Source organism: Zunongwangia sp., from assembly GCF_048269745.1.
Lineage (GTDB): Bacteria > Bacteroidota > Bacteroidia > Flavobacteriales > Flavobacteriaceae > Zunongwangia.
Genome location: NZ_JBLXIB010000009.1, coordinates 19,057 through 44,759, shown reverse-complemented (window position 1 = coordinate 44,759; position 25,703 = coordinate 19,057). Strand labels below are relative to the sequence as shown.

The 25,703-nt window shown below is 32.1% G+C and carries 20 protein-coding genes and 1 pseudogene; 11 read left to right on the top strand and 10 right to left on the bottom strand.

All coding sequences use genetic code 11. The features are described 5' to 3' along the window. Positions 1–3: 3 nt before the first annotated feature. Positions 4–588: an RNA polymerase sigma factor gene (locus tag ACN0WI_RS11295; protein ID WP_417886950.1), complete on the bottom strand. Its 585-nt coding sequence runs from the start codon at positions 586–588 to the stop codon at positions 4–6. A gap of 233 nt (positions 589–821) precedes the next feature. On the opposite strand from ACN0WI_RS11295, the gene uvrA reads away from it, so the two are divergent. Further along, positions 822–3,611 carry an excinuclease ABC subunit UvrA gene (gene uvrA / locus ACN0WI_RS11290; protein WP_417886949.1) on the top strand — a complete coding sequence of 930 codons (2,790 nt, stop codon included), beginning with the start codon at positions 822–824 and terminating at the stop codon, positions 3,609–3,611. Positions 3,612–3,729: 118 nt separating this feature from the next. Then, positions 3,730–4,785: a hypothetical protein gene (locus ACN0WI_RS11285; protein ID WP_417886947.1), complete on the top strand. Its 1,056-nt coding sequence runs from the start codon at positions 3,730–3,732 to the stop codon at positions 4,783–4,785. Positions 4,786–4,974: 189 nt separating this feature from the next. Here ACN0WI_RS11285 and ACN0WI_RS11280 read toward each other — a convergent pair whose 3' ends face one another. The 4 genes from ACN0WI_RS11280 to ACN0WI_RS11265 are packed head-to-tail and all read right to left on the bottom strand — an operon-like array spanning position 4,975 to position 10,483. Next, complete coding sequence (locus ACN0WI_RS11280; protein ID WP_417886945.1) at positions 4,975–6,435, bottom strand: lipopolysaccharide biosynthesis protein; 1,461 nt, start codon at positions 6,433–6,435, stop codon at positions 4,975–4,977. 3 nt (positions 6,436–6,438) lie between these two features. Beyond that, a complete protein-coding gene (locus ACN0WI_RS11275) occupies positions 6,439–7,716 on the bottom strand; it encodes a glycosyl transferase family 1 (protein ID WP_417886944.1) in 1,278 nt (425 codons plus the stop codon). After that, on the bottom strand, positions 7,713–10,130 hold the full coding sequence (locus ACN0WI_RS11270) for a YfhO family protein (protein ID WP_417886943.1): 2,418 nt from the start codon (positions 10,128–10,130) through the stop codon (positions 7,713–7,715). Before ACN0WI_RS11270 ends, ACN0WI_RS11275 begins: the two co-directional genes overlap by 4 nt. Before the next feature lie 56 nt (positions 10,131–10,186). Next, on the bottom strand, positions 10,187–10,483 hold the full coding sequence (locus ACN0WI_RS11265; protein ID WP_417886941.1) for a DUF4834 family protein: 297 nt from the start codon (positions 10,481–10,483) through the stop codon (positions 10,187–10,189). A 103-nt stretch (positions 10,484–10,586) separates the two neighbouring features. Here ACN0WI_RS11265 and ACN0WI_RS11260 point away from each other — a divergent pair, with 103 nt between their 5' ends. The 3 genes and pseudogenes from ACN0WI_RS11260 to ACN0WI_RS11250 form a co-directional block, all read left to right on the top strand. Then, the gene (locus ACN0WI_RS11260) at positions 10,587–11,516 is read left to right on the top strand and encodes a transporter (protein ID WP_417886939.1); all 930 of its coding nucleotides are present in this window, start codon (positions 10,587–10,589) and stop codon (positions 11,514–11,516) included. A gap of 152 nt (positions 11,517–11,668) precedes the next feature. Then, on the top strand, positions 11,669–11,881 hold the full coding sequence (locus tag ACN0WI_RS11255) for a hypothetical protein (protein WP_417886937.1): 213 nt from the start codon (positions 11,669–11,671) through the stop codon (positions 11,879–11,881). Positions 11,882–11,893: 12 nt separating this feature from the next. After that, positions 11,894–12,622 (top strand): annotated as a pseudogene (locus ACN0WI_RS11250) (multidrug resistance efflux transporter family protein); the annotation flags it as partial. 109 nt (positions 12,623–12,731) lie between these two features. Here the strand turns inward: ACN0WI_RS11250 and ACN0WI_RS11245 are convergent. From ACN0WI_RS11245 to ACN0WI_RS11235, 3 genes are all read right to left on the bottom strand, one after another. Next, a complete protein-coding gene (locus ACN0WI_RS11245; protein ID WP_417886935.1) occupies positions 12,732–13,994 on the bottom strand; it encodes an aminotransferase class I/II-fold pyridoxal phosphate-dependent enzyme in 1,263 nt (420 codons plus the stop codon). 135 nt (positions 13,995–14,129) lie between these two features. After that, positions 14,130–15,170, bottom strand: coding sequence for a PLP-dependent cysteine synthase family protein (locus ACN0WI_RS11240; protein WP_417886933.1), 1,041 nt, complete (start codon positions 15,168–15,170; stop codon positions 14,130–14,132). An 82-nt stretch (positions 15,171–15,252) separates the two neighbouring features. Then, positions 15,253–17,352: a S9 family peptidase gene (locus ACN0WI_RS11235; RefSeq protein WP_417886932.1), complete on the bottom strand. Its 2,100-nt coding sequence runs from the start codon at positions 17,350–17,352 to the stop codon at positions 15,253–15,255. Between the two features lie 171 nt (positions 17,353–17,523). Between ACN0WI_RS11235 and ACN0WI_RS11230 the strand changes: the two genes are divergently transcribed. Next, positions 17,524–17,850 (top strand): YbaB/EbfC family nucleoid-associated protein, encoded by a 327-nt coding sequence (locus ACN0WI_RS11230; RefSeq protein WP_417886930.1) that lies wholly within the window; start codon positions 17,524–17,526, stop codon positions 17,848–17,850. Between the two features lie 89 nt (positions 17,851–17,939). Here the strand turns inward: ACN0WI_RS11230 and ACN0WI_RS11225 are convergent, their stop codons facing one another. Next, positions 17,940–18,968, bottom strand: coding sequence for a threonine aldolase family protein (locus ACN0WI_RS11225; protein ID WP_417886928.1), 1,029 nt, complete (start codon positions 18,966–18,968; stop codon positions 17,940–17,942). Positions 18,969–19,242: 274 nt separating this feature from the next. Here ACN0WI_RS11225 and prfB point away from each other — a divergent pair, with 274 nt between their 5' ends. The 4 genes from prfB to ACN0WI_RS11205 all read left to right on the top strand — a co-directional run bounded on the left by prfB (position 19,243) and on the right by ACN0WI_RS11205 (position 23,851). Continuing rightward, positions 19,243–20,352 (top strand): peptide chain release factor 2, encoded by a 1,110-nt coding sequence (prfB, locus tag ACN0WI_RS11220; RefSeq protein ID WP_417886926.1) that lies wholly within the window; start codon positions 19,243–19,245, stop codon positions 20,350–20,352. A 67-nt stretch (positions 20,353–20,419) separates the two neighbouring features. After that, the gene (gene arsC / locus ACN0WI_RS11215) at positions 20,420–20,764 is read left to right on the top strand and encodes an arsenate reductase (glutaredoxin) (RefSeq protein WP_417886924.1); all 345 of its coding nucleotides are present in this window, start codon (positions 20,420–20,422) and stop codon (positions 20,762–20,764) included. A gap of 25 nt (positions 20,765–20,789) precedes the next feature. Beyond that, positions 20,790–21,164, top strand: a complete 375-nt coding sequence (locus ACN0WI_RS11210) for a hypothetical protein (protein WP_417886922.1) — start codon at positions 20,790–20,792, stop codon at positions 21,162–21,164. 119 nt (positions 21,165–21,283) lie between these two features. After that, positions 21,284–23,851, top strand: a complete 2,568-nt coding sequence (locus ACN0WI_RS11205; protein WP_417886920.1) for a TonB-dependent receptor domain-containing protein — start codon at positions 21,284–21,286, stop codon at positions 23,849–23,851. 63 nt (positions 23,852–23,914) lie between these two features. Here the strand turns inward: ACN0WI_RS11205 and ACN0WI_RS11200 are convergent, their stop codons facing one another. Then, a complete protein-coding gene (locus ACN0WI_RS11200; RefSeq protein WP_417887082.1) occupies positions 23,915–24,094 on the bottom strand; it encodes a hypothetical protein in 180 nt (59 codons plus the stop codon). 202 nt (positions 24,095–24,296) lie between these two features. Between ACN0WI_RS11200 and fumC the strand changes: the two genes are divergently transcribed. Then, entirely contained in the window at positions 24,297–25,694 is a 1,398-nt protein-coding gene (gene fumC / locus ACN0WI_RS11195; RefSeq protein ID WP_417886918.1) for a class II fumarate hydratase, read from the top strand. Positions 25,695–25,703: the final 9 nt, after the last annotated feature.

Here is a 25,703-nt window from a genome sequence, read left to right as displayed (position 1 = left end):
TGTCTAGTTTGTTAAAACTAGATTATGCTTTTCGATTATTTTTCTCAAATTTATCAATGCATAGCGCATTCTTCCTAAAGCAGTATTAATACTTACTCCAGTTTGGTCAGCTATCTCTTTAAAACTCATTTCTTTATAAATTCTCATGGTAAGCACTTCTAACTGATCGTCTGGTAATTCTTTAATAACAGATCGTAAATCGCTTTCTATTTGAGACTGCATAATTTGCGCTTCAGCATTTAAACCTGAATCGCTTATTACAGAAAAAATATTAAAATCTCCTTTGTTATCGAATTTTGGCATCCTTTTATTTCTACGGAAATGATCGATTACCAAATTATGCGAAATACGCATTACCCAAGGTAAAAATTTTCCTTCTTCATTATATTTTCCACGCTTAAGAGTATGAATCACTTTTATAAAAGTATCCTGAAAAATATCTTCAGTAATATCTTTATCGAAAACTTTAGAATAAATAAAACTATAAATACGCTGTTGATGGCGCTGTATTAATTCGGAAAGTGCAAGCTCGTTACCATTTATATAATCTTTAACCAGAGCTGCATCTGCTATCTTAGTTTTTTCCATACTAGTTACTTTAATAAATAAAAACCCTCTATAAGGGAATATGTTTGGTTATGTAGTTTGTTTAAAGTAACTGTATGCTATAGGCTGTGTATAAAAATTAGTAGTTCAAATATAGCAACTATTTATTTAGAAAAGCAAACAAATATTTAATTTTTTAACAATACTATAAGGTTTTACAGTTTTTAAACACCCAACAAGTTTGAGTACCTTTGCTTGTATAATAGATAGAGCTAATGGAAATTGATATTGAGAGAGTAGACCCAAAAAAAAATATAATTATAAAAGGTGCAAAACTTCATAATTTAAAAAATATTGATGTTGTTATTCCTAGGAATAAATTAATTGTAATTACTGGGCTTTCTGGTTCCGGTAAATCTAGTTTAGCGTTCGATACTTTATATGCTGAAGGGCAACGCCGTTATGTAGAAAGTTTATCATCGTATGCTCGGCAATTCTTAGGTAGACTTAATAAACCTAAAGTAGATTCTATAAAAGGTATTGCTCCAGCTATTGCTATAGAGCAAAAGGTAAACTCTACAAACCCAAGATCTACTGTAGGAACTTCCACAGAAATTTATGATTATCTAAAATTACTATATGCTAGAATTGGTCGGACTTTTTCGCCAGTTTCTGGTAGAGAAGTAAAAAAAGATACAGTAACAGATGTCATTAATTTTATAAAAGAATTTCCTGAGCGTACTAAATTATTACTACTTGCTCCTATCTATGTTGAAGAAGGAAGGTCGATTACTGAAAAAATTAAAATTTTAGCTCAACAAGGCTATAGCCGTATTAAAATAAACGATAATGTTGTTCGTATTGATGAAGCTAATTTGGAAGAAGCTACTCACGAAAACACCATTTTAGTTGTAGACCGAGTTATTACAAAAGATGATGAAGATTTCTTCAATCGATTGGCCGACTCTATTGAAGCTGCTTTTTTTGAAGGAAAAGACGAATTATACGTTGAAACACTATCCGACAAGAAACTACATCATTTCAGTAATAAATTTGAATTAGATGATATTCATTTTTTAGAACCTAATGTCCATCTTTTTAGTTTCAATAATCCGTATGGAGCGTGCCCTAAATGCGAAGGTTACGGAGATGTAATTGGTATTGATGAAGAATTAGTAATACCTAACACCGGTTTATCGATTTACGATAATGCTATACATCCTTGGCGTGGCGAAAGCATGAGTTGGTATAAAAATCAGCTTATTAATAATGCTAATAAATTCGATTTCCCTATCCACAAACCTTATTTTGAACTTTCTGAAGAACAAAAAGCCTTAGTTTGGAATGGAAATGAATTTTTTGAAGGTTTACATCAATTTTTTGAGTTCTTAGAAAGTAAAGCTTATAAAATTCAGAATAGAGTAATGCTTTCTCGATATAGAGGGAAAACAAAATGCACAACTTGTAACGGAAAACGCTTACGACCAGAAGCTGAATACGTAAAAATTAATGGTAAAAGCATTACCGATTTAGTAATACAACCACTTCATAAAGTACGTGCCTTTTTTAAAGAATTAGAGTTAAACAGCTACGAGCAGCAAATTGCAAAACGATTGCTTACAGAAATTAATAATCGTCTTCAGTTTTTATCGGAAGTTGGTTTAGATTATTTAACGCTAAATCGAAAATCGAATTCACTTTCGGGTGGGGAATCGCAACGTATAAATTTAGCCACTTCCTTAGGAAGTAGTTTAGTAGGATCAATGTATATTTTAGATGAACCTTCTATTGGCCTGCACCCTAGAGATAGTGAACGATTAATTAAGGTTTTAAAAAATCTTAGAGATATCGGGAATACGGTTATTGTAGTAGAGCATGATGAAGAAATTATGCGCGAAGCTGATGAAATTATCGATATTGGCCCTGAAGCTGGTACAAATGGTGGTTATGTTGTGGCTACCGGAACCTTAAAAGAAATTTTAAAGTCAGATTCGCTAACTGCTCAATACCTAACTAATAAACTAACAATAGATGTTCCCGAGAAAAGGCGTACTTCTAAAAAGTATATTCAAGTAATAGGAGCTCGAGAAAACAATTTAAAAAATATCGATGTAAAAATACCTTTAGGGGTGTTTACAGCAATAACTGGTGTTTCGGGTAGTGGTAAAAGTACGTTAGTTAAAAAAATTGTATATCCGGCATTACAAAAACAATTAGGAGGATATGGTGAAAAAGCTGGTCAATTCTCAGAGTTAAAAGGTGATTTCAAAAATATAAGTTCGGTAGAATTTGTAGATCAAAACCCAATTGGGCGTTCCTCTAGATCTAACCCTGTAACTTATATAAAAGCTTACGATGATATTCGTTCACTTTTCGCTAACCAGAAACTATCTAAAATAAGAGGTTATAAACCTAAACATTTCTCATTTAATGTAGATGGTGGCCGCTGTGAAACTTGTAAAGGTGAAGGTGAAGTAACTATAGAAATGCAGTTTATGGCCGATGTACACTTAAAATGTGAGGCTTGTGATGGGAAACGTTTCAAAAAAGAAATTTTAGAAGTAAACTTTGAAAATAAAAACATCGATGATATTTTAAATATGACCATCGATAGTGCAATAGAATTTTTCAGTACTAATAAACAAGAAAAAATAGCCAATAAATTGCAGCCTTTACAAGATGTCGGTTTAGGCTATGTTCAGTTAGGACAAAGTTCTTCTACGCTATCTGGTGGAGAAGCACAGCGAATAAAATTAGCTTCATTTTTAACAAAAGGAAATACAAAAAACAAAACATTATTTATTTTTGATGAGCCAACCACCGGACTTCATTTCCACGACATAAAAAAACTATTAAAATCATTTGAAGCCTTAATAGATAAAGGCCATTCTGTAGTAGTAATTGAACACAATATGGATTTAGTAAAATGTGCCGATTATATAATCGATTTGGGAGCTGAAGGAGGTGAAGAAGGCGGCTATTTAGTTGCGGAAGGAACTCCAGAAGAAATTATAAAAAATAAAAAATCGTATACAGCAACGTATTTAAAAGATAAAATAAAATAGACTTAAAACATTGATTTTTAATTATTTAAAACTAAAACAAAGAGAGCTAAATTAGCTCTCTTTGTTTTTTGGCATACCCTTTGGTATCTATTAAATATACTTCTCAAAACTTAATACTATGAAAAATATAATAACCATTCTATTCATACTTTTTGGTATGGTAGCTAGTACTCAGGCTAAAAATAGCAGTTACAGGAATTATTATCCAAACGCTGTTATTTTTTTAGAAAACGATGTAGAATTTGCCATATATCCAAATGGAGAATTCGATTTCTATTACAATCCACAATTTAGAAGAAATAATATAGTTGAGATTAGGACACCTCATGTAAATATTAGTTACAATTCAGGTTACAATTACGATCCATATATTCAGTATGATGATTTTGGAGCTGTAATTCAAATTGAAAACACACCGATTTATTATGATTATTACGGAAGAATAAGTCAAGCCGGCAATGTAGTTATCAATTACAATCGTTTTGGAAGATTGGCCAGTGTTGGTAATTTATTTGTAGGATATAACTCTAATTTAGTAATTACATCATATAGAGGTTTTATAAACACACGGAATACTCGTTATATACCACGCCCATGGCACCAATATTACAGAAGACCAACAACTAGCATTGTATACTCAAGACCTTACAGAACGTATTATAGACCAAATCGAATAGTCTTTAGAAAGTATAGAAAACGATACAGAAACAATCACTACAGTCATAAAAAAGATTTTTACAGACCAGGACAAAAAGTAAGAAGTTATAATAGAGGCGTTAGAACAACACAAAGAAGAAAAATACGATCTAACAGAAGCGAACGATATAGCAGAAATTCTGCTATTACAAGGAGTAATAGAACAAAAAAAGAAAATAGAACTCCTGCTTATTCTACTAGAACAAGAGAAAATCATCGTATTATTTCTACTCGAAAATCGGCTCCTAAAACTAGATCTAGCAGAAGCAGAGCTAGCAGAACAGTTTCTCAAAAAAACAACAAAAATAATAAGGCAAGAGCTAATAACACCTCCAGAAGAAATGAAAGTATTTCTAGAAGTACTAAAAATTCAAGAAAAAGTGTAAGGTCTAGTAGACAAACACAACAAAATAATAGAACAACAACAGGATCTAGTCGAAGTTCAAGAAGCTCTTCTAGGAGTACAAGAGGAAATTAAAACGGCAGTGATCTATGCTTTAGGAATAATTTTTATAAAAAAATAATATACAAATCTCTGGTTATCAAATAAAAATAATTTTCGGCATAGATTATGCAGTATTAGTTTTAGAGTTCATAATTTAATTTTTTGGTTGGTTAGTTGGAAACCCCTTTGTTGTAAAAACACAAAGGGGTTTTTGTTTTTATATTACTTAATACGTTTTATAACTAGCGAAATCATATTATTAATCTCTTCTGAATAATTGAATTTATAGATTATAAAAATATAAATAACTCCTATAATCAAACTTTTTAAGGCAATAGCTAAAATAGGATACATATCAAATTCCCAACCGTAAAATAAAAGCGTCCCTACAATTGTTATTAGTAACACGTAAATAGTTTTTTTAGAAAATGGCTGTATACCAAACTTTTTATAAACCAATATAATTTTAGAGGTATTGTAAATTACAAAAGCAATAAAAGTTGCTATTGCCGCTCCTTCAATTCCAAAATTAGGTATAAAGTATAAATTCAGTAAAAAGGCTAAAATAACTAGCCCTACTCCTATTGCTAATACCAAACGATAATAATCAGAATTAAATAAAATACTGTTATTATTTCCTAACAGATTATCGTAAAGCTTCACTAAAGAAACTAATAAAACTACCCAAATACTTAAACTATATTCTTTAGGAATTAACTGGTAAAGACTATGAACATTCGTAATAATTAAAATGAAAATAAGCGCACTAACTATTAAAAGGTTAATAGAGCTTTTTTTGTACAAACTCGCTAACTTTCCAAAATCTCGAGTATTTAAATAGCTGGCTGTAATAGGGTTTGTAATTTGGTGCATAGCCTTTTGTGGAACCGATATTACCGTAGCCATATAAATCCCTATACCATAAATAGCAACATTTTCTATCGGCAGAAAAGATTCTATCATTACTTTATCTAAATCCAATAAAGCTGTTGCAACCGATGCTGCTATTAAAATTAATGAAGTATATTTTAAAATCCGTATTAAATTAGCCGGAAATGAAAACCGAATAGTAGGCCGGTGCAATTTAAAGGCATAAATTCCCATTAACAATACACGCATTCCAAAAACTACTACCACTCCGTAAATAAACTCTTGTAAATTTATCCATTCAGCATATACCAGAAACAGTAAAAATGTAATCCCCAAACGATGCACTACTTCTTTCATAAAATTGCCTAAAACGCTTTTATAATAGATTTTTGCCCAGGCAAAAAATATTTCGAAGTAGGCAGTCATTAAAGCTAATACGTATATAATCCAAACATATGGTTTTACAAAATCGTTCCCATCAGAAAAATAATTCAGGAAAAAATAATAGGTAAAATGGCCAACTAAACCTATAATTAAACTTATGCCTAACGGAAGTAACAAAGCTAAATTCAATAATTTATCTTGCTCTTCCTTCGTTTTATAATAACTGAAAAATTTAACAATTGTACTATGTACTCCAAAAGCCATAAATGGCCACAAAAGATTAGACGCCGACAATAAAAAGCTTAGCAAGCCATAAAATTTGGGTTCTAAAAAATGTGTATATAGAAAAAGCGTATTTATTGCTCCTAGACCAAAACCAATATAAGTGGTCAATAAATTTTTGACCGACTGATTTATAATAACGCCCATACGCTAATGTTTTATTAATTTGGCAAGCTTCTCTGTTAGATTTTTACGATGATAATTTTGAATATTTACACTATTGGAAATTAATTGGTTTTCTTGATATTTTTGATAAGAATTGAGAATATATTTTTTCAGCTTTTTTGAGTCTTCATATAAAAAACTTTCTCCCGATTTAGTTTCAGTAATAATTTTAGAAACATCCCATTTTGCAGGACCAATAGCCAAAATAGGCCGTTTTGCTATTAAATATTCAAATAACTTTCCAGCAATAATCCCACGAGTTTCTTCAGAATTAATTTCAATTAAAAGCAGTAATTGTGTTTTATGCTGTACCGATAATGCATCTTTATGGCTAATGTACCCTCCTAAATCTAGTTCTTCTTCTAAACCATTACTTGTTATAGACTCGATTACCTCGTTACTTACAGCGCCATATAGTTGCAATCGAAAATCGGCTTTAAACTGTTTATTTTCTTTACAAATTTCAGCTAAAACTTTCCATAAAACTTCAGGATTTCTACCAGAAAGTAACGACCCTATATGTGAAATTGTGAATTTTTCATCCAAATCCACATTTTTCGGTTCAGCATCAAAACCATTAGTAATAACTTCAATTGGTGTTGTTGTTTTTTGCTGAAATTCAGCTTTTGTTGTAAAACTTGTCGTTATTATTTGGTCTGCTTGCTGTAAAACTTCTTTTTCGAGCTGAATATGTTTTGCTGCTGAAGATTTAGTCAGCTTTAACTCTTTATGATAGCCTATTTGCGTCCATGGATCGCGAAAATCAGCTATCCATCTTACAGATAATTGTTCTTTTAAATGAAATCCGATTAAATGCAAACTATGTGGAGGCCCAGTTGTAATAATTGTATCGATATTTGAAGATTTTAAATACGATTTTAAAAACTTCACCGATGGCTTAACCCAATATTTTCGAGCATCAGGAATAAAAAAATTACCCCGAATATATAACATTAACTTCTGAATAAATCCTTGCTTATTTTTCTGTTGAATAATACCAGAACTTATTGTTTTAGTGTCCTTTTTCGATAAAAAAGAAGCTAATTTATAAGGTTCAAAAATAGGTTGTTTTAAGATTTCTAAATTATCCGGTACCTCAGATTCAAAAGAAGCATCGAGCAACGGATAATTTGGATTTTCTGGAATATACACTATTGGTTTTACTCCAAAATCTTCTAAATATTTTACAAATTTTAACCAGCGCTGTACTCCTGGTCCTCCGGCAGGTGGCCAATAGTAAGTAACAATCAGCACTTTTTTCATAACTTATTTTTTCGATAAGCAAAAAAGAAACCACCACCAATTAACACTATCAATAAAATTGAACTAGCCATTGCAATAGTTCCTCCGGTTTGAATTACCTGAGGTTCAAATTTAAAGGTTACGGTATGGGTTCCTTCCGGAATATTCATAGCTCGTAACACATAATCGGCTCTAGCATGCGGAACTTCTTTCCCATCTAAATATGCTTGCCATCCCGGCTGATAATACATTTCTGAAAAAACAGCTAACTGACGAATAGAAGCTTGAGTTTTATAAACCAGTTTATTAGGCTGATGACTTACCAATTCAATTTTCCCAATTTCATCATAAACAAAATCGGTTTTAATATCATCTTTAAAGCGAGAATCGATAATAGCAGCATCTTTTAAATCGGTATCTTTTAAGGCTTTAATTTCTTCGTTTGCATTGGCTACCCATTTTACATCTCTAACAAACCAAGCATCTCCATAAACTCCCGGGTTTTGTTGAACTTGTAATCCTTTTTCAGCAGGAATAATAAAATACTTCACATTCAGCATGTTTAGTATTTTCATATTGTTTTTTGAAATATAGAAATCGTATAAATCCTGCATTCTTCCCGGTTTTGCAGCATGATATCCTCCAATACTATTATGGAAATAAGAAGCTCTAGCGCTGTTAAAAGGACTAGCACTAAGATCGTATACTCGATATCGAGTAGTGTCTTTCATGATTTGCTTATCGGCTGCATTTGCCTGATAAGGCTTTTGCATTTGTCTCGGATTCACAAAATCACTATTATTTACATAGCGACGTGCTACAGGTACCAAATCGGCTAAAAATAAAATAGCAAATCCACCAATAATCAATTTTTTAGAAATTTTTTCTTGAATAAAGAACCAAATTAAAGCAATGCTTAAGGCTACAAAAATAAAGCTACGTATGGCATCGTTGGTTAACATCGCTTGGCGATCTTCTTTTAAAGCACGCATTAAATCTAAGCCTAATTGCTGTTGTAAGCCTGCATCTCTAGCTCCGCTGAAATCGAATAAAAAAGAATTAAAGAGTATTAATACTAAGGCTAAACCAGCTGTAACTATAGTACTCCACTTTAAAGCTTCTATTTTCTCTTCTTTAGTATGCTTGTTTCCAAATACACAACTTAAGCCCACAATAGCCAGTAACGGAACACATAATTCAATGAGAACCTGTATTGAAGAAACAGCCCTAAATTTATTGTAGAATGGTACATAATCAATAAAAAACTCAGTAAAGAAACCAAAATTTTTACCCCAAGAAAGTAATAATGCTAAAATTGAGCCTCCAACAACCCACCATTTTAATCGGCCACGAATTAAAAATAATGCGAAAACAAATAAAAATAATAATGTTGCTCCTATATAAGCCGGTCCAGCAACAATAGGTTGATCCCCCCAATAAGTTGGTGCATTCTCAACAAAACTTTTGGCTTGAACAGGAGAAGCTCCTATTTTCATTAATTCAGAATATAATGCTGAATTTTCACCTACATTTTCAGCTCCACTCCCACCCATAAATCCAGGCACGAATAAATCGAGTGTTTCTAAAATCCCGTAGCTATATGTAGTAATATAATCGTAAGTTAAACCTGCTTCAGGCTTTTGCTCTCCATCTGGTGTAATGGTTAGTCCTGTATCTCCACGTGTACTATGTGAAGTATATTCTTGCGTAGCAATAAGGTTGGTTGCATTAGTCCCTATCGCTAAAATAACTGCAACAAGCATAACTCCCAAAGCTTTAAAATACTGCGGAAGTTTTTTATTTTTAAAAGCATCAATTAAATAAACAATTCCTAACACTATTACTAACAATAGCAAATAATATGTCATCTGGAAGTGATTAGCTTGAATCTCGAGGGCCATAGCAACTGCCAAAAGACTAAAACCTCCTACTAGTTTCTGACGAAAAGTTAAAATTATCCCACCTAAAACCATTGGCATATAAGCAATAGCATGGGCTTTGGCATTATGGCCAACACCTAAGATAATGATAAAATAAGTTGAAAATCCAAACGCAATTGCCCCTAAAAAAGCAAGCTTATAATCGATCTTTAAGCAAAGTAATAAAATATAAAATCCTATAAAATATAAAAAAAGATAATCGGCAGGACGAGGCAAAAATCGTAATACCGAATCTAATTTCTTAACATAATTATGTGGATAGTGCGCTCCTAATTGATATGTTGGCATTCCTCCAAACGCAGCATCTGTCCAATAAGGTTCTTGGCCGGTAGCTTCCCTAAATTGAGATTGTTGGTTAGACATCCCAATATATTGAACAATGTCACTCTGAAAAATTTCTTTTCCCTTTAAAACCGGATTAAAATAGCATAAAGCTATTATTACAAACCCCAGTAAAACCAAGATATGCGGTAAAAATTGTTTAATTTTAGCCATAAAAGCTCGCTTATTTTTGCCTATTATAAAAAAGTAAAATTATAAGAAACCCGAAATTAATCAATTTCTTCATAATCGATATACTCTCCTACTTCTTTATTTGATTTTCTATTCTTTTGAGGACACTTATCTATAGAAACTTTACCTTCTTTTTCTTTCTCTGAAGCATACGTATTTGCCTGCTGAGAATTGAATTGTTGGTTAAACTGACTTTGAAATTTTTTACCCATCTTCTTCATAGCATACTTTAGCAAAATAGGACCAAAGTATTTAAAAAATATTTTTAATCCGAAATACACAAGCAACACGATTAAAAGTGTTCGTATAATTCCAGAAAAATCTGCTTGATACATAGTTTTATTTTTTACAAAAATAGAAATTACACATTACAATGTTAAAGGTGACATTCCTAAATAAACAATTATTTAAATTATATTTGAGTTTAAAAAAGTGATTATGTTCTATCAAAAGGTATTCCTTTTTAGCGTTTTTACGCTTTTATGTATGATTAGTCATGCGCAATATACTGAAACTATAAATTCAAATTTACCCGGCCGTTCACAAGGAGCTTATTCTGTAGGAGTTGGTGTTTATCAATTAGAAGCTGCCGGATTTTATGAAGAAACCGATCATGATCTATTAAAACAAACTCAAGATATATATGGCAGTAATTATGCTTTAAGAATTGGGGTATTAACCGACATATTAGAAATAAGCTTACAAGGGAACTATACTTCACAAACCACCTCATATATCCAAGGAGGAGAAAAAAAGGAAGAAAAATTAAAGAATTTTAAATATAATACTCTCGGTATTAAATTTATGGTTTACGACCCATATAAAAATAACGATATTGGTCGAAAAATTAATGTTAGAAGCTGGAAAGCCAATCAGAAATTCGATTGGAGCCTATTAATACCTGCCATTTCAGTTTATGGAGGTGCAAATATTGAATTACAAAACAATAATCCGTTCCGTTATGAAGGAGAATCTAAATATTCTCCTAAAGCAGCCATAATAACTCAAAATAATTGGGGTAAGTGGGTTTTTGTGATGAATTTTATTGCTGATAAATTTACTCAAGAATATCCTTCTTATACTGGTATTGCAACACTTACCCACAGTTTTAATCCAAAATGGGCAGTTTTTGGAGAATATCAAGGGATTATAAGTGATATTTATGCTGATGATCTTTTTAGAGTTGGTGGTGCCTACTTATTAAACAAAGATTTACAATTAGATGTTTCTGGAGCAATGAGTACTAAAAACACACCTTCTAGGTGGCATGCTGAAGTTGGTTTTTCGTATCGTTTAGATTTTCATAAAGACAATGAGTTTGTAAAAAAACAAGATGGTCTAAATAGAAAGACTGGAAAAAATTATTAATTGATTATCTAAAATTTCTACCTATACACTAGTTTGAATTTACTTCAGAATAGCCATTAATTTTTCAAAGAATTCGAGATCTTATTTTTGAAATAAAGCCGGATTATTTATATTTTAAGAAGTCGTTCATCGAATAAAAATTAATTTCTTTTATGAAATCAGATAAATCGGCAGCACTATTTATTGGTGTATTGTCTGACTTGTTTTTTGCGGTAACTTTTGTATTTAACCGATTAATGTCTGTAGATGGCGGACATTGGGTATGGAGCTCTTCACTTCGTTTCTTTTGGATGATTACTCCACTGTTATTTGCTTTAGTGTACTTTAGAAAAAACCTTAAAACTTTACTAGGGGAAATGAATTAAAATCCTTTACAATGGATACTTTGGAGTAACATTGGTTTTGGTATTTCTTATGCACCATTAACATTTTCAGATACTTATGACCCATATTAGTTAGTAGCAAGTACATGGCAAATAACTATTCTAGCAGGCATGTTGTTATCTCCTAATATAAATAAAACTAATTACAAAAAATTTATATCATTTCAATCCTTAGTTTTTTCTTTAATTATTCTTTTAGGAATATTAATAATGTAAATATATCAGGCTAAATCTATTTCTATAAATCAACTTTTATTAGACACTATTACTGTTTTAATTGCTGCTTTTGCTTACCCTCTTGGTAACCGAAAAATGATGTAGCTTTCTAATTACAACTTAAATGCTATACAAAGAACCTTAGCTATGACTATTGCTAGTTTACCTTTTTGGATATTACTATCGGTATACGGAGTTGTTATTGACAAGTTTCCAAGCGATCCACAGGTTTACCAAACACTAATTGTTGCTATTTGCTCCGGTGTTATTGCAACTGTTTTATTTTTTATGGCTACCGATAAAGTTCAAAATGATGAAAAAGCTCTAGCTTCATTAGAAGCAAGCCAATCAGCCGAAGTCGTTTTTGCTTTGCTTGGTAAGATTCTAATTTTAAAAGCTAATTTACCGGATATATTCTATATAGGAATTGGTTTGGTTATCCTCGGAATGCTTTTACATAGCTTTAAAAAGGGTAGTATAAAAGCCTATAAAAAAAGTAATAATTAAAAGATTAGAACACAATTTAATTTCAAAAAAATTGATATATGAATTTAATTCAAATAAAAAAGGTGCTTTAAAAAAAGCACCTTTTTTATAGTAATAGTCCTAATTATATCTATTTATTTGCCATTGCTGAAGCTACAGAAGCAGATAATCTTTTATAAGTTCCGTTCTCTAAACGTTCTCTAATAGCAGAAAAAGCTTCTAATGTTAATTCGATATCTTCCATTGTATGAGATGCTGTAGGAATCATACGTAATAAGATTAATCCTTTAGGAATTACAGGATAAACAACAATTGAACAGAAAATACCGTGATTTTCACGTAAATCTTTTACAAGTGCCATTGCTTCTGGAATACTTCCTTTTAAATAAACCGGAGTTACACAACTTTGCGTAGTACCAATATCGAAACCATTCTCTTTTAGTCCGTTTTGTAATGCATTTACATTTTCCCAAAGCTTTTGTTTCAGATCAGGATTAGTTCGTAGCATTTCTAAACGTTTTAGTGCTCCAATCACCAACTGCATTTGCAACGATTTTGCAAACATTTGAGATCTTAAATTATATTTTAAATAATCGATAATCTCTTTATCAGCCGCAATAAAAGCTCCTGTAGATGCCATAGATTTTGCAAAAGTAGCAAAATAAACATCTATATCATCTTGTACGCCTTGCTCTTCACCAGTACCAGCACCTGTTTTACCCAAAGTACCAAAACCATGTGCATCGTCTACTAATAATCTGAAATTATATTTTTTCTTAAGCGCAACAATTTCTTTCAGTCTTCCTTGCTCTCCACGCATACCAAAAACTCCTTCAGAAATCAATAAAATTCCTCCTCCGGTAGTTTCTGTTATTTTAACTGCACGTTGTAAATTTTTCTCGATACTTTCAAGGTCGTTATGCTTGTAGGTAAAACGTTGTCCTAAGTGTAAACGCACACCATCGATAATACAAGCATGAGCATCTACATCGTATACAATAACATCTTGTTTAGATACTAATGCATCGATAGTAGAAACCATTCCTTGATAACCGAAATTAAGCAAATAAGCCGACTGTTTGTGTACGAAAGACGCCAATTCGTCTTGAAGTTTTTCGTGCAGACTAGTATGCCCACTCATCATTCTTGCTCCCATTGGATATGCTGAACCCCACTCTGCTGCAGCTTCTGCATCTACTTTTCTTACTTCTGGGTGGTTAGCTAAGCCTAAATAATCGTTTACACTCCAAGTGATAATATCTCTTCCCCTAAACTTCATCCGATTAGAGATAGGCCCTTCAAGCTTCGGAAAAACAAAATATCCTTCAGCTTGTTCTGCCCATTTTCCTAACGGCCCCTTATCTTTATAAATTTTATCAAACAGATCTCTCATTAGATGTATTTTAATGTATATGCAAAATTACAGTTTTTTACCACAATTTCACAAAGTATTAGGATTCTTTTCTAAAAACGAAAGCATCCCGAACAAATCGAGATGCTTTAATTTTATATAATAAAAATAGTTTTATTATTTAATAAACTCTATAGTTTTGGCGTTTACTTCATTTTTAGTATCAAAAAAACCTTGATCTTCCATCCACTTATCGCTATAAATTTTACTCATATAACGGCTACCATGATCTGGGAAAATAAGCACTACTTTACTATTTTCATCAAACTCTCCCTGTTCTGCAAGTTGTTTAACTCCTTGTGTAGCTGCACCACTTGTATAACCAACCAACATACCTTCGGTTTTAGCTATTTCTCTAGCAGTATGAGCACTTTCTTCATCAGTAACTTTAATAAATTTATCAATCACATCAAAATCTGTAGCTGTTGGGATTAAATTTTTCCCTAAACCTTCTATTCGATATGGATAAATTTCATCTGAGTCAAATTCGCGAGTTTCATGATATTTTTTTAGAACTGATCCATAAGCATCAATTCCTATAATATTAACGTTTGGATTTTGCTCTTTTAAATAGCGTGCCGTACCTGAAATTGTCCCTCCTGTACCACTACATGCTATTAAGTGAGTAATTTTACCTTCTGTTTGTTTCCAAATTTCTGGACCAGTAGATCGGTAATGAGCTTCTATATTTAGCTCATTAAAATACTGGTTAATATAAACAGATCCTTTAATTTCTTGATTTAAACGCTTAGCAACTTCATAATAAGAACGAGGATCGTCTGCAGCTACATGAGCCGGACAAACATACACCTTTGCCCCCATAGTGCGAAGCATATCTATTTTATCTTTAGAAGACTTAGAGCTTACTGCCAAGATGCAGTTATACCCCTTTATAATACTAACCATAGCAATACTAAAACCTGTATTCCCTGAAGTTGTTTCTATTATTGTGTCTCCCTTTTTAAGTAAGCCTTTACGTTCTGCTTCTTCAATAATATAAAGTGCTATTCTATCTTTTGAAGAGTGCCCCGGATTATAGGCTTCTAATTTGGCAAAAAATTCTCCTTTAAAATCTTCTGTTATTTTGTTTAACTGTATTAGCGGTGTGTTGCCTACAAGTTGAAGCAAACTATCGTACACCTGCAAATCTTCTTTCATAAGTGAAGTTCTTTTTAAGCTTGGCTGCTATTATCCAAAAATGTTTTAAAAACTTTTCAAAGTTAATAGATTTTTTTCGTTTTTACTCGTTTATTCCTACCAAATCGAATAAGAAAGCGTATTCTTCTGCTACTTCTTTTAATGCTTCAAATCTTCCTGATGCACCTCCATGGCCTGCATCCATATTTGTATGTAACAATAAAAGATTCGTATCGGTTTTTAATTCTCGCAATTTAGCTACCCATTTTGCAGGTTCCCAGTACTGAACTTGCGAATCATGCAAACCTGTTGTCACCAACATGTTAGGATAATCTTGAGCAATTACATTATCGTATGGAGAATATGACAACATATAATCGTAGTATTCTTTATCATTAGGATTTCCCCATTCATCATACTCACCTGTGGTAAGAGGAATACTATCATCTAACATTGTTGTTACAACATCTACAAATGGAACAGCCGCAATTACTCCTTTATAAAGATGCGGAGCCATATTAATAACAGTCCCCATTAATAATCCACCGGCAGAACCTCCCATTGCAAATAATTTCTCTGAAGATGTATAATTATTAGCTATTAAATGTTTGGAAACATCGATATAATCTGTAAATGTATTGCGTTTAGTAAATAATTTGCCATCCTCATACCAATTTCTACCTAAATATTCTCCACCACGAATATGTGCAATAGCATAAATAAATCCGCGATCTAATAAACTTAATCTAACTGTAGAAAAATAAGGATCTATTGTAGCTCCATAAGATCCATAAGCGTATTGTAATAATGGATTTGTACCATCTTTTTGAATCCCTTTTTTATACACTAAAGAAACAGGAATTTTTGTTCCATCTGCTGCAGTAGCCCAAATTCGCTCAGAAGTATAGTTCTCTTTATCAAATTTACTTCCTAACACTTCCTGCTCTTTTAAAACCGTTTTTTCTTTAGTAATCATATTGAAATCGATCACTGAAGTTGGTGTCGTCATGGAATTATACGTATATCGTAAAATATCAGTATCAAAATCCGGATTTATAGAGGTAAAAGCTGTATACGTTTCATTATCAAACGGAATAAAATAATCTTCTTTTTGATCCCATCTAATTATACGGATTTCATTTAGTCCATTTTTTCGTTCTCCAACTACTAAATAGTCTTTAAAAATATCGATATCTTCTAATAAAACATCTTCACGATGCGGAATAACATCTATCCAATTCTCTTGTGTTGTATTATGAATTGGCGTTTTCATCAATTTAAAATTGAAAGCTTTATCTTTATTAGTAAGAATATAAAAATGTTCTCCGAAATGAGTTATACTATATTCTAGCCCCCGTTCTCTAGATTGAATAACTCTAAAATTGCCAGTAGGGTTATCAGCCTCTAAAATTCGATATTCGGTAGTAAGTGTACTATTTGAACCTATTACCAAATATTTTTTAGATTTCGACTTATAAACATAGGTATTAAATGTTTCATCATCTTCTTGATACACTAACATGTCATCTTCAGGATTAGTTCCTAATACATGTTTATATATTTGATGGCTCCGTAAGGTTTGTTCATCCTTTTTAGTATAGTACAGTGTTTTATTATCGTTAGCCCAAGTAGAGCCTCCTGTAGTATTTTCTATTTTTTCAGGATATAATTCTCCGGTTTCCAAATTTTTAATTTGGATGGTATATTTTCTTCTACTTACTGTATCTACACCAAATGCTATCATTTTATTATTCGGGCTTACATTTAAGCCTCCCAAACGATAGTATTCGTAACCTTCTGCTAAAAGATTCACATTGAACAAGATTTCTTCAGCGGCTTCTAGGCTATCTTTTTTTCTGGAATAAATAGGATAATCGCCTCCTTTTTCAAACTTGGTGATATACCAATATCCATTTAATCGATAAGGAACTGATTCATCGTCTTCCTTAATTCGACCTTTCATTTCTTCAAATAAAGCTTTCTGAAATTCTTCAGTATGTGCCGTTTGCTGCTTGTTATAGTCATTTTCGGCATTTAAATACTCAATTACTTCCGGATTTTCTCGATCGTTCATCCAGTAGTAATTATCAATTCTCACATCTCCGTGAATTTCTAACTCCTTTTTTATCTTGTTTGCCTTTGGCGGTTGCAGTTCTTTATTCAAAATACATATTTTTAACGATTGCAAAGGTACAGCTTCCATTTAGAATTAGTAAAGAGATTCTTTATTTCATCTTGTAAATTACATTACATTAAACTTAATAATCGTTTATTCATAGAACAGCTATCTATTTAAAATAGAATATAAATTATCGAGTAATATTTAAAATTAGAATTTACTAAATTTGCCTTCTTAACTTGAAAAAAGAAAAATATGTTTGGAGATATGATGGGCATGATGAGTAAAATAAAAGAAGCCCAAGAAAATGTAGAAAAAACGAAAGAACGCTTAAAAACTGTTCTGATAGATGAACAAACCACCGATGGTTTATTAAAAGTAACCGTAACAGCTGCCAGAGAAGTAAAAAGCATTAATGTTGCAGATGAACTTTTAGAAGATAAAGAACAATTGGAAGATTATTTAGTGCTAACGTTAAATAAAGCATTAACTAAAGCTGGAGAAATAAACGAACGTGAATTAGGTGCGGCTGCTAAAGATGGTATGCCTAATATTCCTGGGCTAGATAATATGTTTAAATAAGATTTTAAAATCTTACTTAGAAAAGACACTAAAAAACCTGCAATATCGATATTGCAGGTTTTTATTGAGCTTTTATATTCTGTTAATTATTAAAGTTGAATACTTTTTAAAATTTGTAAAAATTCTTGATGCATTTCTTCAGTATAATCTAAATGAGTTACAATTCTAAGGGTTTGCTTCCCTAACTGACTAATTTTACAATTTTTAGCTTGCAGTAACTTTAAAAATTTAGTCTCATTTTCTTCATTTTTCAATGAGAAAATAACAATATTAGTTTCAACAGGCTCTACTTTTTCAACATAAGTTAACGTTTTTAATGTCTCTGCTATTTCTGCTGCACGTTTGTTATCTTCTGCTAATCGTTCTATATTATTTTCTAAAGCATATAGTCCGGCTGCTCCCATAAAACCAACTTGGCGCATCCCTCCTCCTAATACTTTTCGAACTCGTAAAGCATTTTTCATAATCGATTTATTGCCAACTAAAACGGAACCCATTGGTGTTCCTAATCCTTTAGATAGGCAAATAGAAATTGTATCGAATAATTCTCCATAAACTTTAGGATTTTCTCCTTTAGCCACTAACGCATTAAACAATCGGGCCCCATCTAAATGCAATCCTAATCCGTGCGTAGTACAAACTTGTTTGATTTTTTTTATTTCTTCAATATCATAACAAGCTCCTCCACCTTTATTAGTGGTGTTTTCAAGGCAAACTAAAGTAGTAAGTGGACTATGGTAAAAATCAGGCGGATTAATATGCTCTTCTACTTGGGCTGCAGTAATCATTCCTCGATTTCCATCTATCAATTTACAACTCACGCCACTATTAAAACTAACTCCTCCACCTTCATAATTATAAACATGTGCCCATTTATCACAAATAAGCTGCTCTGCAGCTTTTGTGTGTAACTTTATAGCAGCTTGGTTTGCCATACTTCCAGTAGGAAAAAATAATGCTTCATCTTTACCAAACAAGGTCGTCAATTTAGCTTCTAATGCATTTATAGATGGATCTTCTTTATACACATCATCCCCAACTTCAGCATTCATCATAGCCTCCAACATGCCTTGTCCCGGTTTTGTAATAGTATCGCTTCTAAGATCGATAAATCTCATAACTGTTAAGTAATTTTTAATTTTTGGAAAAAATACAAAATTGCAATCTTATTTATGAAATATTAGTCGTTTAAAACGAAAAACTAATTTTAAAAATCTACTTTCTAAAAGTAGCTTATAGTAAGGTATAATTTCAAATGTTTACCTTTGCGGCTATTACTATATTTTATAAGAATTATTGAAATTGTGAAAGCTTTTTTCAGAAAAAAATAATTAACAAAATCTTCAATAATTATATTTTTAAAAAAAGCTAAACTGCGATAAATTGGACCGTATGATAAGTACCGATCAGGTAAAAGATATAACACAAAGAATCAATATTTTATATACGCATCTAGGCATAGAACAAAAGCGTATTGAGATTCAAAATGAAGAGGAAAAAACGTTCGATCCTAATTTTTGGGATAATCCTAACGAAGCAGAAGCTTTTATGAAAAAACTAAAAGCTAAGAAAAAATGGGTAGAAGACTATAATTTAGCCCAAAACGGATTGGAAGAATTACAAGTTTTGATTGAATTTTATAATGAAGGTGAAGCTGATGAAAAAGATGTAAAGAAACAATACGATCTAATTCTTAAAAGAATTGAAGAATTAGAATTTAAAAATATGCTATCTGAAGAAGGCGACGATTTAAGTGCTATTCTACAAATAACTGCAGGTGCAGGTGGAACTGAAAGTTGCGACTGGGCAGAAATGCTAATGCGCATGTACCTAATGTGGAGCGAGAAAAAAGGATTTAAAATTAAAGAATTAAACTATCAGGCTGGTGATGTTGCCGGAATAAAAACAGTAACTTTAGAAATTAACGGTGAATATGCTTTTGGATGGTTAAAAGGTGAAAATGGCGTACACCGATTAGTACGAATTTCCCCATTTGACAGTAATGCGAAGCGGCATACTTCATTTGCTTCTGTTTACGTATACCCTATGGTAGACGATACTATAGAAATAGATATCAATCCGGCAGATATTGAAATAACCACTGCACGTTCCAGCGGTGCCGGAGGACAAAATGTTAACAAAGTAGAAACTAAAGTACAACTGGTGCACCATCCTACAGGAATTCAAATTTCGTGTTCCGAAACACGCTCACAACATGAGAATAGGCAACGTGCCATGCAAATGTTACGATCTCAGCTTTATGAAATTGAACTTCAAAAACAACGAGAACAACGAGAAGATATAGAGGCTAGCAAGAAAAAAATTGAATGGGGCTCCCAAATAAGAAATTATGTAATGCATCCTTATAAACTTGTTAAAGATGTTAGGACAGCTGAAGAAACTGGTAATGTAGATAGTGTAATGGATGGCGATTTAGACCAGTTCCTGAAAGCTTATTTAATGATGATGGGGCAGCAAAATAATACCTCCCCTTCATTATAAAAAACAAAGAATACAACTTTATTATTCTGAAAAAAAGACTATTTTGTAACTAAAGAGCAATTAAATAATGATTACTATATATCACAACCCAAGATGCCAAAAATCCAGAGAAGGTTTAGCTATAGTTGAAGCTTCTGGCAAAGAATTTGAAATAAGAAAATATTTAAACGATACATTATCAGAAGCAGAATTAAAAAATTTACTACTAAAGTTAGATATAAAACCTATCCAACTTGTTAGGAAAAAGGAAAAAATATGGAAAGAGAACTTTAAAGATAAAGATTTAAGTGAGAAAGAAATAATCCAAATACTATCAGAAAATCCCAAATTAATAGAACGCCCTATTGTAGAAACCGAAAATAAGGCTGTAATAGGAAGACCTCCGGAAGTAATAGAAAAATTATTTACCTAGATGTTTTTCAATAAAAACAATTGTTATGAAACTAACTCTTAATCAACGAATATCACTTATAAGTTTAGCTGGTGCGCTAGTTACAGGTTTTGTGTTTACACAAATATACATGAACCGAAGAAGCCGTGAAGAGATAAAAGATATTGCAGAAGAACTAGCTCTTTTATGGAAAGAACGCCTTAATTTAAATGAAGAGCAGACAGATTCTATGCTAGACAATATTATAGAATACACTTTAAAAAAGAACGAAATTATAGATAGTAGCATGAATCCGATTGCTCAAGTTCGAAAACTTAAAGCAATTCAAAAAACAGAGCATAAAAAACTAAAACAGTTTTTAACAGATTATCAATTCGAAAATTATGTTTCTATAAATAAAGAATTGAGAAATAAATCTTAAGTTTTTTATATAAGCAGTAAGTTTAAAAAAATTCAATTTAACTATTTTTTAACACATAGCTTTTAAACTATTTTAATAATTGGCGGTCATACAGATACACACATTTTAATAAAACCTTAATGACCGCCAAAATTATTTTTAAAACTAGCCTAGCAGCTTTGTTTCTTATTTTTTCTTGCACGCTACTGCAAGCCCAAGATCAGAAATTTCGAATTTCAGGAAAAGTAATCGATGAAGATTTACAAGTCCCTTTAGAATATGCAACTATAAGCATTACTGATGTTAATAATTCCAAAAAGGTAATTGGAGACGTAACAAACGATAAAGGTAAATTTTCTATAAAAGTAGCTCCCGGAACCTACACTATTGAAGTAGACTTTATTTCTTACGAGAAAAAAACATTCAAAAACAAAACTATAAATGGAAATCTAAACATAGGAACTATTCCAATGGGAATAAGTTCTAATAATTTAGATGAAGTCGTGGTTCGTGCAGAAACTACACAAGTAGATGTTCGTCTAGATAAAAAAATCTATAATATCGGTAAAGATTTAACTACCTCGGGCGGTACCGTTACGGATGCTTTAAGCAATGTTCCATCGGTATCTGTAGATGTAGAAGGAGCTATTAGCCTTCGTGGGAACGAAAATGTCCGTATTTTAATTAATGGCAAACCCTCTGCAATGGCAGGTTTTGGTTCTACCGATGTTTTAAAACAATTACCGGCCGATGCTATTGAAAAAGTAGAAGTTATTTCTTCTCCTTCAGCACGATACGATGCCGAAGGTACAGCAGGTATTATCAATATTATTTTAAGAAAAGAGAGCACCTTAGGTTTTAATGGTTCTGTAAATTTAGTAGGTGGAGATCCCACTAATGCCAGTGCCAATGTAAACTTAAATTATCGTACCGATAAGTATAATTTGTTTACTACTACCGGATATCGTTATAACAAAGCGCCTGGAAATGCATTTTTCGAAACCAATTATAATGAAATAAGAGACGACTCGTATATTGAGGATCTTCTATTCGATTATAATGTGGAAGATCGCGATATGGATCGGGAACGAAAAAACTTCAACACCAATATTGGTATTGAATACTATCTTTCAGAAATGTCTTCTGTTACAGGATCTATTTTCTATCGAAATAGTGACAAAGAAGATTTAACAACAAACGTAAGTGATTACCGCTTAGATGGAGTCGATCAACTGGGAACTACTCGTAAAGAACTAGAAAAAGAAAAGGACAACACCTATCAATTTTCATTAAATTATATAAATAAATTTAATGATAAAGGACATCAATTAACAGCAGATTTACAATTTAGTCGAGATGAAGAAGATCAGCCTACCTTCATTTCTGAAGACATTCGATTCAATAACACTGATATTTCAGATATTTTTATTCCTAGAGAACAAGTAAGCTCTAATGAAGAAAAAAAAGAATATTTAGCACAGGCCGATTATGTGCTTCCATTAGGAAAAGATTCACAATTTGAAGCAGGATATCGTGGAACCTTTGAAAATCAATTAACGAATTATGTACTACAGCAAGAAACTCCAGAAGGTAATTTGCTAATCAATAATACACAATCTAACGTTTTTGATTATACACAAAATGTAAATGCATTATATTCTCAATTTGGAAGTAAATTTGGAGATTTTAGCTTTCTATTAGGTTTACGACTTGAAAGTACTAAGTTAAAAGGTAAAATAGATTCTGAACTTACTGAAGCTGAGTTACAAGAAGAATTTGGCTTTTCTATAGATACCGATTTTGATAAAGATTATTTAGGCCTATTCCCTACTGTCAATTTAACGTATGAATTAGCGGAAAATGAGAATATAACATTAGGCTACAATCGTAGAATTAACAGACCTAATGGATGGTTTTTAAACCCATTCCCGTCAAGAAGTAGTCGAATTAATATTTTTCAGGGAAATCCAAATTTAGACCCAGCCTATTCTAATGCATTCGATTTGGGATATTTAAAACGTTGGGAAAAATTAACCTTAAATGCTTCGGTATATTATCAAAAAGAAAAGGATGCTTTCCAACGTGTACAAGATGAAGTAACTATTTCGGGTTCTGTAGATGACGAAACTCCTGAAAACCCTACTGGAGAAGGTAATAATTTTAGTGTATTTAGACGCTTACCGGTAAACCTTTCTACTAATAAACGTATTGGCGGAGAATTAGGGATTTTATACAACCCGTTAAAGTGGTTACGATTAAATGGTAGTTTTAACTTTTTCCAATTCGATATTAACGGAGAGTTTGAAGGCGTTGATTACAGCCAAAAAAATACAAGCTATTTTGCCCGATTTAGCTCTAAAGTCTCTTTACCTTGGAAAATCGATTGGCAAACCAATGCTTTTTACATGGGGCCTCAAGATGAAATTCAAGGAGACCGAGAAGGTATGCTATCTATAAATGTAGCTTTAAGTAAAGATATTTTAAACGATAATGCTACCATATCGGTAAATGCTCAGGATTTATTTAATTCCAGAAAATTTACCGGGAATACGGTTACTAAGGCATCTAGTCAATACAGCGAATTTCAATGGAGACAGCGACAAATAAATCTATCCTTTATTTATCGTTTCAACCAACAGAAAAACCAACAACGTAAACAAAGAACACCTAATACAGGTGATGATGGCGATATGGAAGGAGGATTTTAAAAATCTTCTTCCTTATAGAATACTTATTGTGTACAAAAAAAGGGACTTTAAAAGTCCCTTTTTTTATACGTTTTGTTCTTGAGCTGCTTTTTTCTTCGCTTTTCGTTCTTTAAGTAAATCTTTAATAGAACCTCCAAGCCAATAAGGCACAATAACCGCGGTTAAAAAAATCATTAACCAAAATCCCATGGTAAGAATGGTTAAGAATGCCAAAAACCCTAAAAACTGATCGAATTCGAACATCATAATTTTGAATATTTGGATAGCAACAAATATATAAACTCTAAAATGCTTATCACAATTAATTTAATACTTTTTAATAATGAATTTTTAAAATCTTTTTATATTCAATTATCCGCTAAATTCCGAGAAAATAGTAGCCCTTTAAATCGGAAATCAACTACCTAAATCTTAAATTTGTAGGAACAATCAATAGTATTAAATTATGGATTATAGAATCGAAAAAGATACCATGGGGGAAATTAAAGTCCCTGCTGAAAAACTTTGGGGCGCACAAACCGAACGTTCCCGTAATAACTTTAAAATTGGACCTTCTGCAAGCATGCCTATAGAAATTATATATGGTTTTGCTTATTTAAAAAAAGCTGCTGCTATTACAAATTTTGAATTAGGAGTTCTTGCTGAAGAAAAAAAAGATCATATTGCTAAAGTTTGTGATGAAATTTTAGAAGGTAAGCTTGATGACCAATTTCCGCTAGTAATTTGGCAAACCGGAAGTGGCACACAGTCAAACATGAATGTTAATGAAGTAATAGCTAACCGAGCCCATCAATTAGCTGGGAAAAAAATAGGCGAAGGCGAAAAAACCTTACAGCCAAACGATGATGTAAATAAATCGCAGTCTTCTAACGATACATTTCCTACCGGAATGCACATTGCGGCTTATAAAAAAATAGTTGAAGTTACATTACCAGGTGTAAAACAACTTCGAGATACCTTGAAAAAGAAATCTCAAGATTTTAAAGACGTTGTGAAAATTGGACGTACCCATTTTATGGATGCTACTCCATTAACCCTAGGTCAAGAATTTAGTGGTTATGCTTCTCAATTAGATCATGGTATTAAATCCTTAGAAAATACGCTTCCTCATTTAGGAGAACTTGCCTTAGGAGGAACTGCAGTAGGAACCGGATTAAACACTCCGAATGGATATTCTGAAAAAGTAGCTGCTCAAATAGCTGAACTTACCGGCCTTCCATTTACCTCTGCTGAAAATAAATTTGAAGCACTTGCTGCACACGATGCTTTAGTAGAAACTCATGGAGCATTAAGACAAATTGCCATTTCTTTAAACAAAATTGGAAACGACATTAGAATGATTGCTAGCGGACCTCGTTCTGGAATTGGAGAAATTTTAATTCCTGCTAACGAGCCTGGTTCTTCAATTATGCCTGGAAAAGTAAATCCAACCCAATGTGAAGCTTTAACTATGGTAGCTGCACAAGTAATGGGTAATGATGTTGCTGTAGGAACTGGTGGTTTACAAGGTCAATTTGAATTGAATGTATTTAAACCAGTGATGGCTGCTAATTTATTGCAAAGTGCTCAATTAATTGGAGATGCTTGTGTTTCTTTCGATATAAATTGCGCACAAGGAATTGAACCTAATCATCCTAGAATTCAAGAGCTTTTAAACAATTCATTAATGTTAGTTACTGCATTAAATACTAAAATTGGATATTACAAAGCTGCAGAAATTGCAAATACGGCTCATAAAAACGGAACTACTTTAAAAGAAGAGGCTGTTAATTTGGGCTATACTACTGCTGAACAATTTGACGAGTGGGTAAACCCTAAAGATATGACAGGAAGTTTAAAATAAACTAACCTA

Coding starts and splice junctions, on each gene's coding strand:
- ACN0WI_RS11295 (WP_417886950.1), bottom strand. CDS start 588: ATGGAAAAAACTAAGATAGCAGATGCAGCTCTGGTTAAAGATTATATA.
- uvrA (WP_417886949.1), top strand. CDS start 822: ATGGAAATTGATATTGAGAGAGTAGACCCAAAAAAAAATATAATTATA.
- ACN0WI_RS11285 (WP_417886947.1), top strand. CDS start 3,730: ATGAAAAATATAATAACCATTCTATTCATACTTTTTGGTATGGTAGCT.
- ACN0WI_RS11280 (WP_417886945.1), bottom strand. CDS start 6,435: ATGGGCGTTATTATAAATCAGTCGGTCAAAAATTTATTGACCACTTAT.
- ACN0WI_RS11275 (WP_417886944.1), bottom strand. CDS start 7,716: ATGAAAAAAGTGCTGATTGTTACTTACTATTGGCCACCTGCCGGAGGA.
- ACN0WI_RS11270 (WP_417886943.1), bottom strand. CDS start 10,130: ATGGCTAAAATTAAACAATTTTTACCGCATATCTTGGTTTTACTGGGG.
- ACN0WI_RS11265 (WP_417886941.1), bottom strand. CDS start 10,483: ATGTATCAAGCAGATTTTTCTGGAATTATACGAACACTTTTAATCGTG.
- ACN0WI_RS11260 (WP_417886939.1), top strand. CDS start 10,587: ATGTTCTATCAAAAGGTATTCCTTTTTAGCGTTTTTACGCTTTTATGT.
- ACN0WI_RS11255 (WP_417886937.1), top strand. CDS start 11,669: ATGAAATCAGATAAATCGGCAGCACTATTTATTGGTGTATTGTCTGAC.
- ACN0WI_RS11245 (WP_417886935.1), bottom strand. CDS start 13,994: ATGAGAGATCTGTTTGATAAAATTTATAAAGATAAGGGGCCGTTAGGA.
- ACN0WI_RS11240 (WP_417886933.1), bottom strand. CDS start 15,170: ATGAAAGAAGATTTGCAGGTGTACGATAGTTTGCTTCAACTTGTAGGC.
- ACN0WI_RS11235 (WP_417886932.1), bottom strand. CDS start 17,352: ATGGAAGCTGTACCTTTGCAATCGTTAAAAATATGTATTTTGAATAAA.
- ACN0WI_RS11230 (WP_417886930.1), top strand. CDS start 17,524: ATGTTTGGAGATATGATGGGCATGATGAGTAAAATAAAAGAAGCCCAA.
- ACN0WI_RS11225 (WP_417886928.1), bottom strand. CDS start 18,968: ATGAGATTTATCGATCTTAGAAGCGATACTATTACAAAACCGGGACAA.
- prfB (WP_417886926.1), top strand. CDS start 19,243: ATGATAAGTACCGATCAGGTAAAAGATATAACACAAAGAATCAATATT.
- arsC (WP_417886924.1), top strand. CDS start 20,420: ATGATTACTATATATCACAACCCAAGATGCCAAAAATCCAGAGAAGGT.
- ACN0WI_RS11210 (WP_417886922.1), top strand. CDS start 20,790: ATGAAACTAACTCTTAATCAACGAATATCACTTATAAGTTTAGCTGGT.
- ACN0WI_RS11205 (WP_417886920.1), top strand. CDS start 21,284: ATGACCGCCAAAATTATTTTTAAAACTAGCCTAGCAGCTTTGTTTCTT.
- ACN0WI_RS11200 (WP_417887082.1), bottom strand. CDS start 24,094: ATGTTCGAATTCGATCAGTTTTTAGGGTTTTTGGCATTCTTAACCATT.
- fumC (WP_417886918.1), top strand. CDS start 24,297: ATGGATTATAGAATCGAAAAAGATACCATGGGGGAAATTAAAGTCCCT.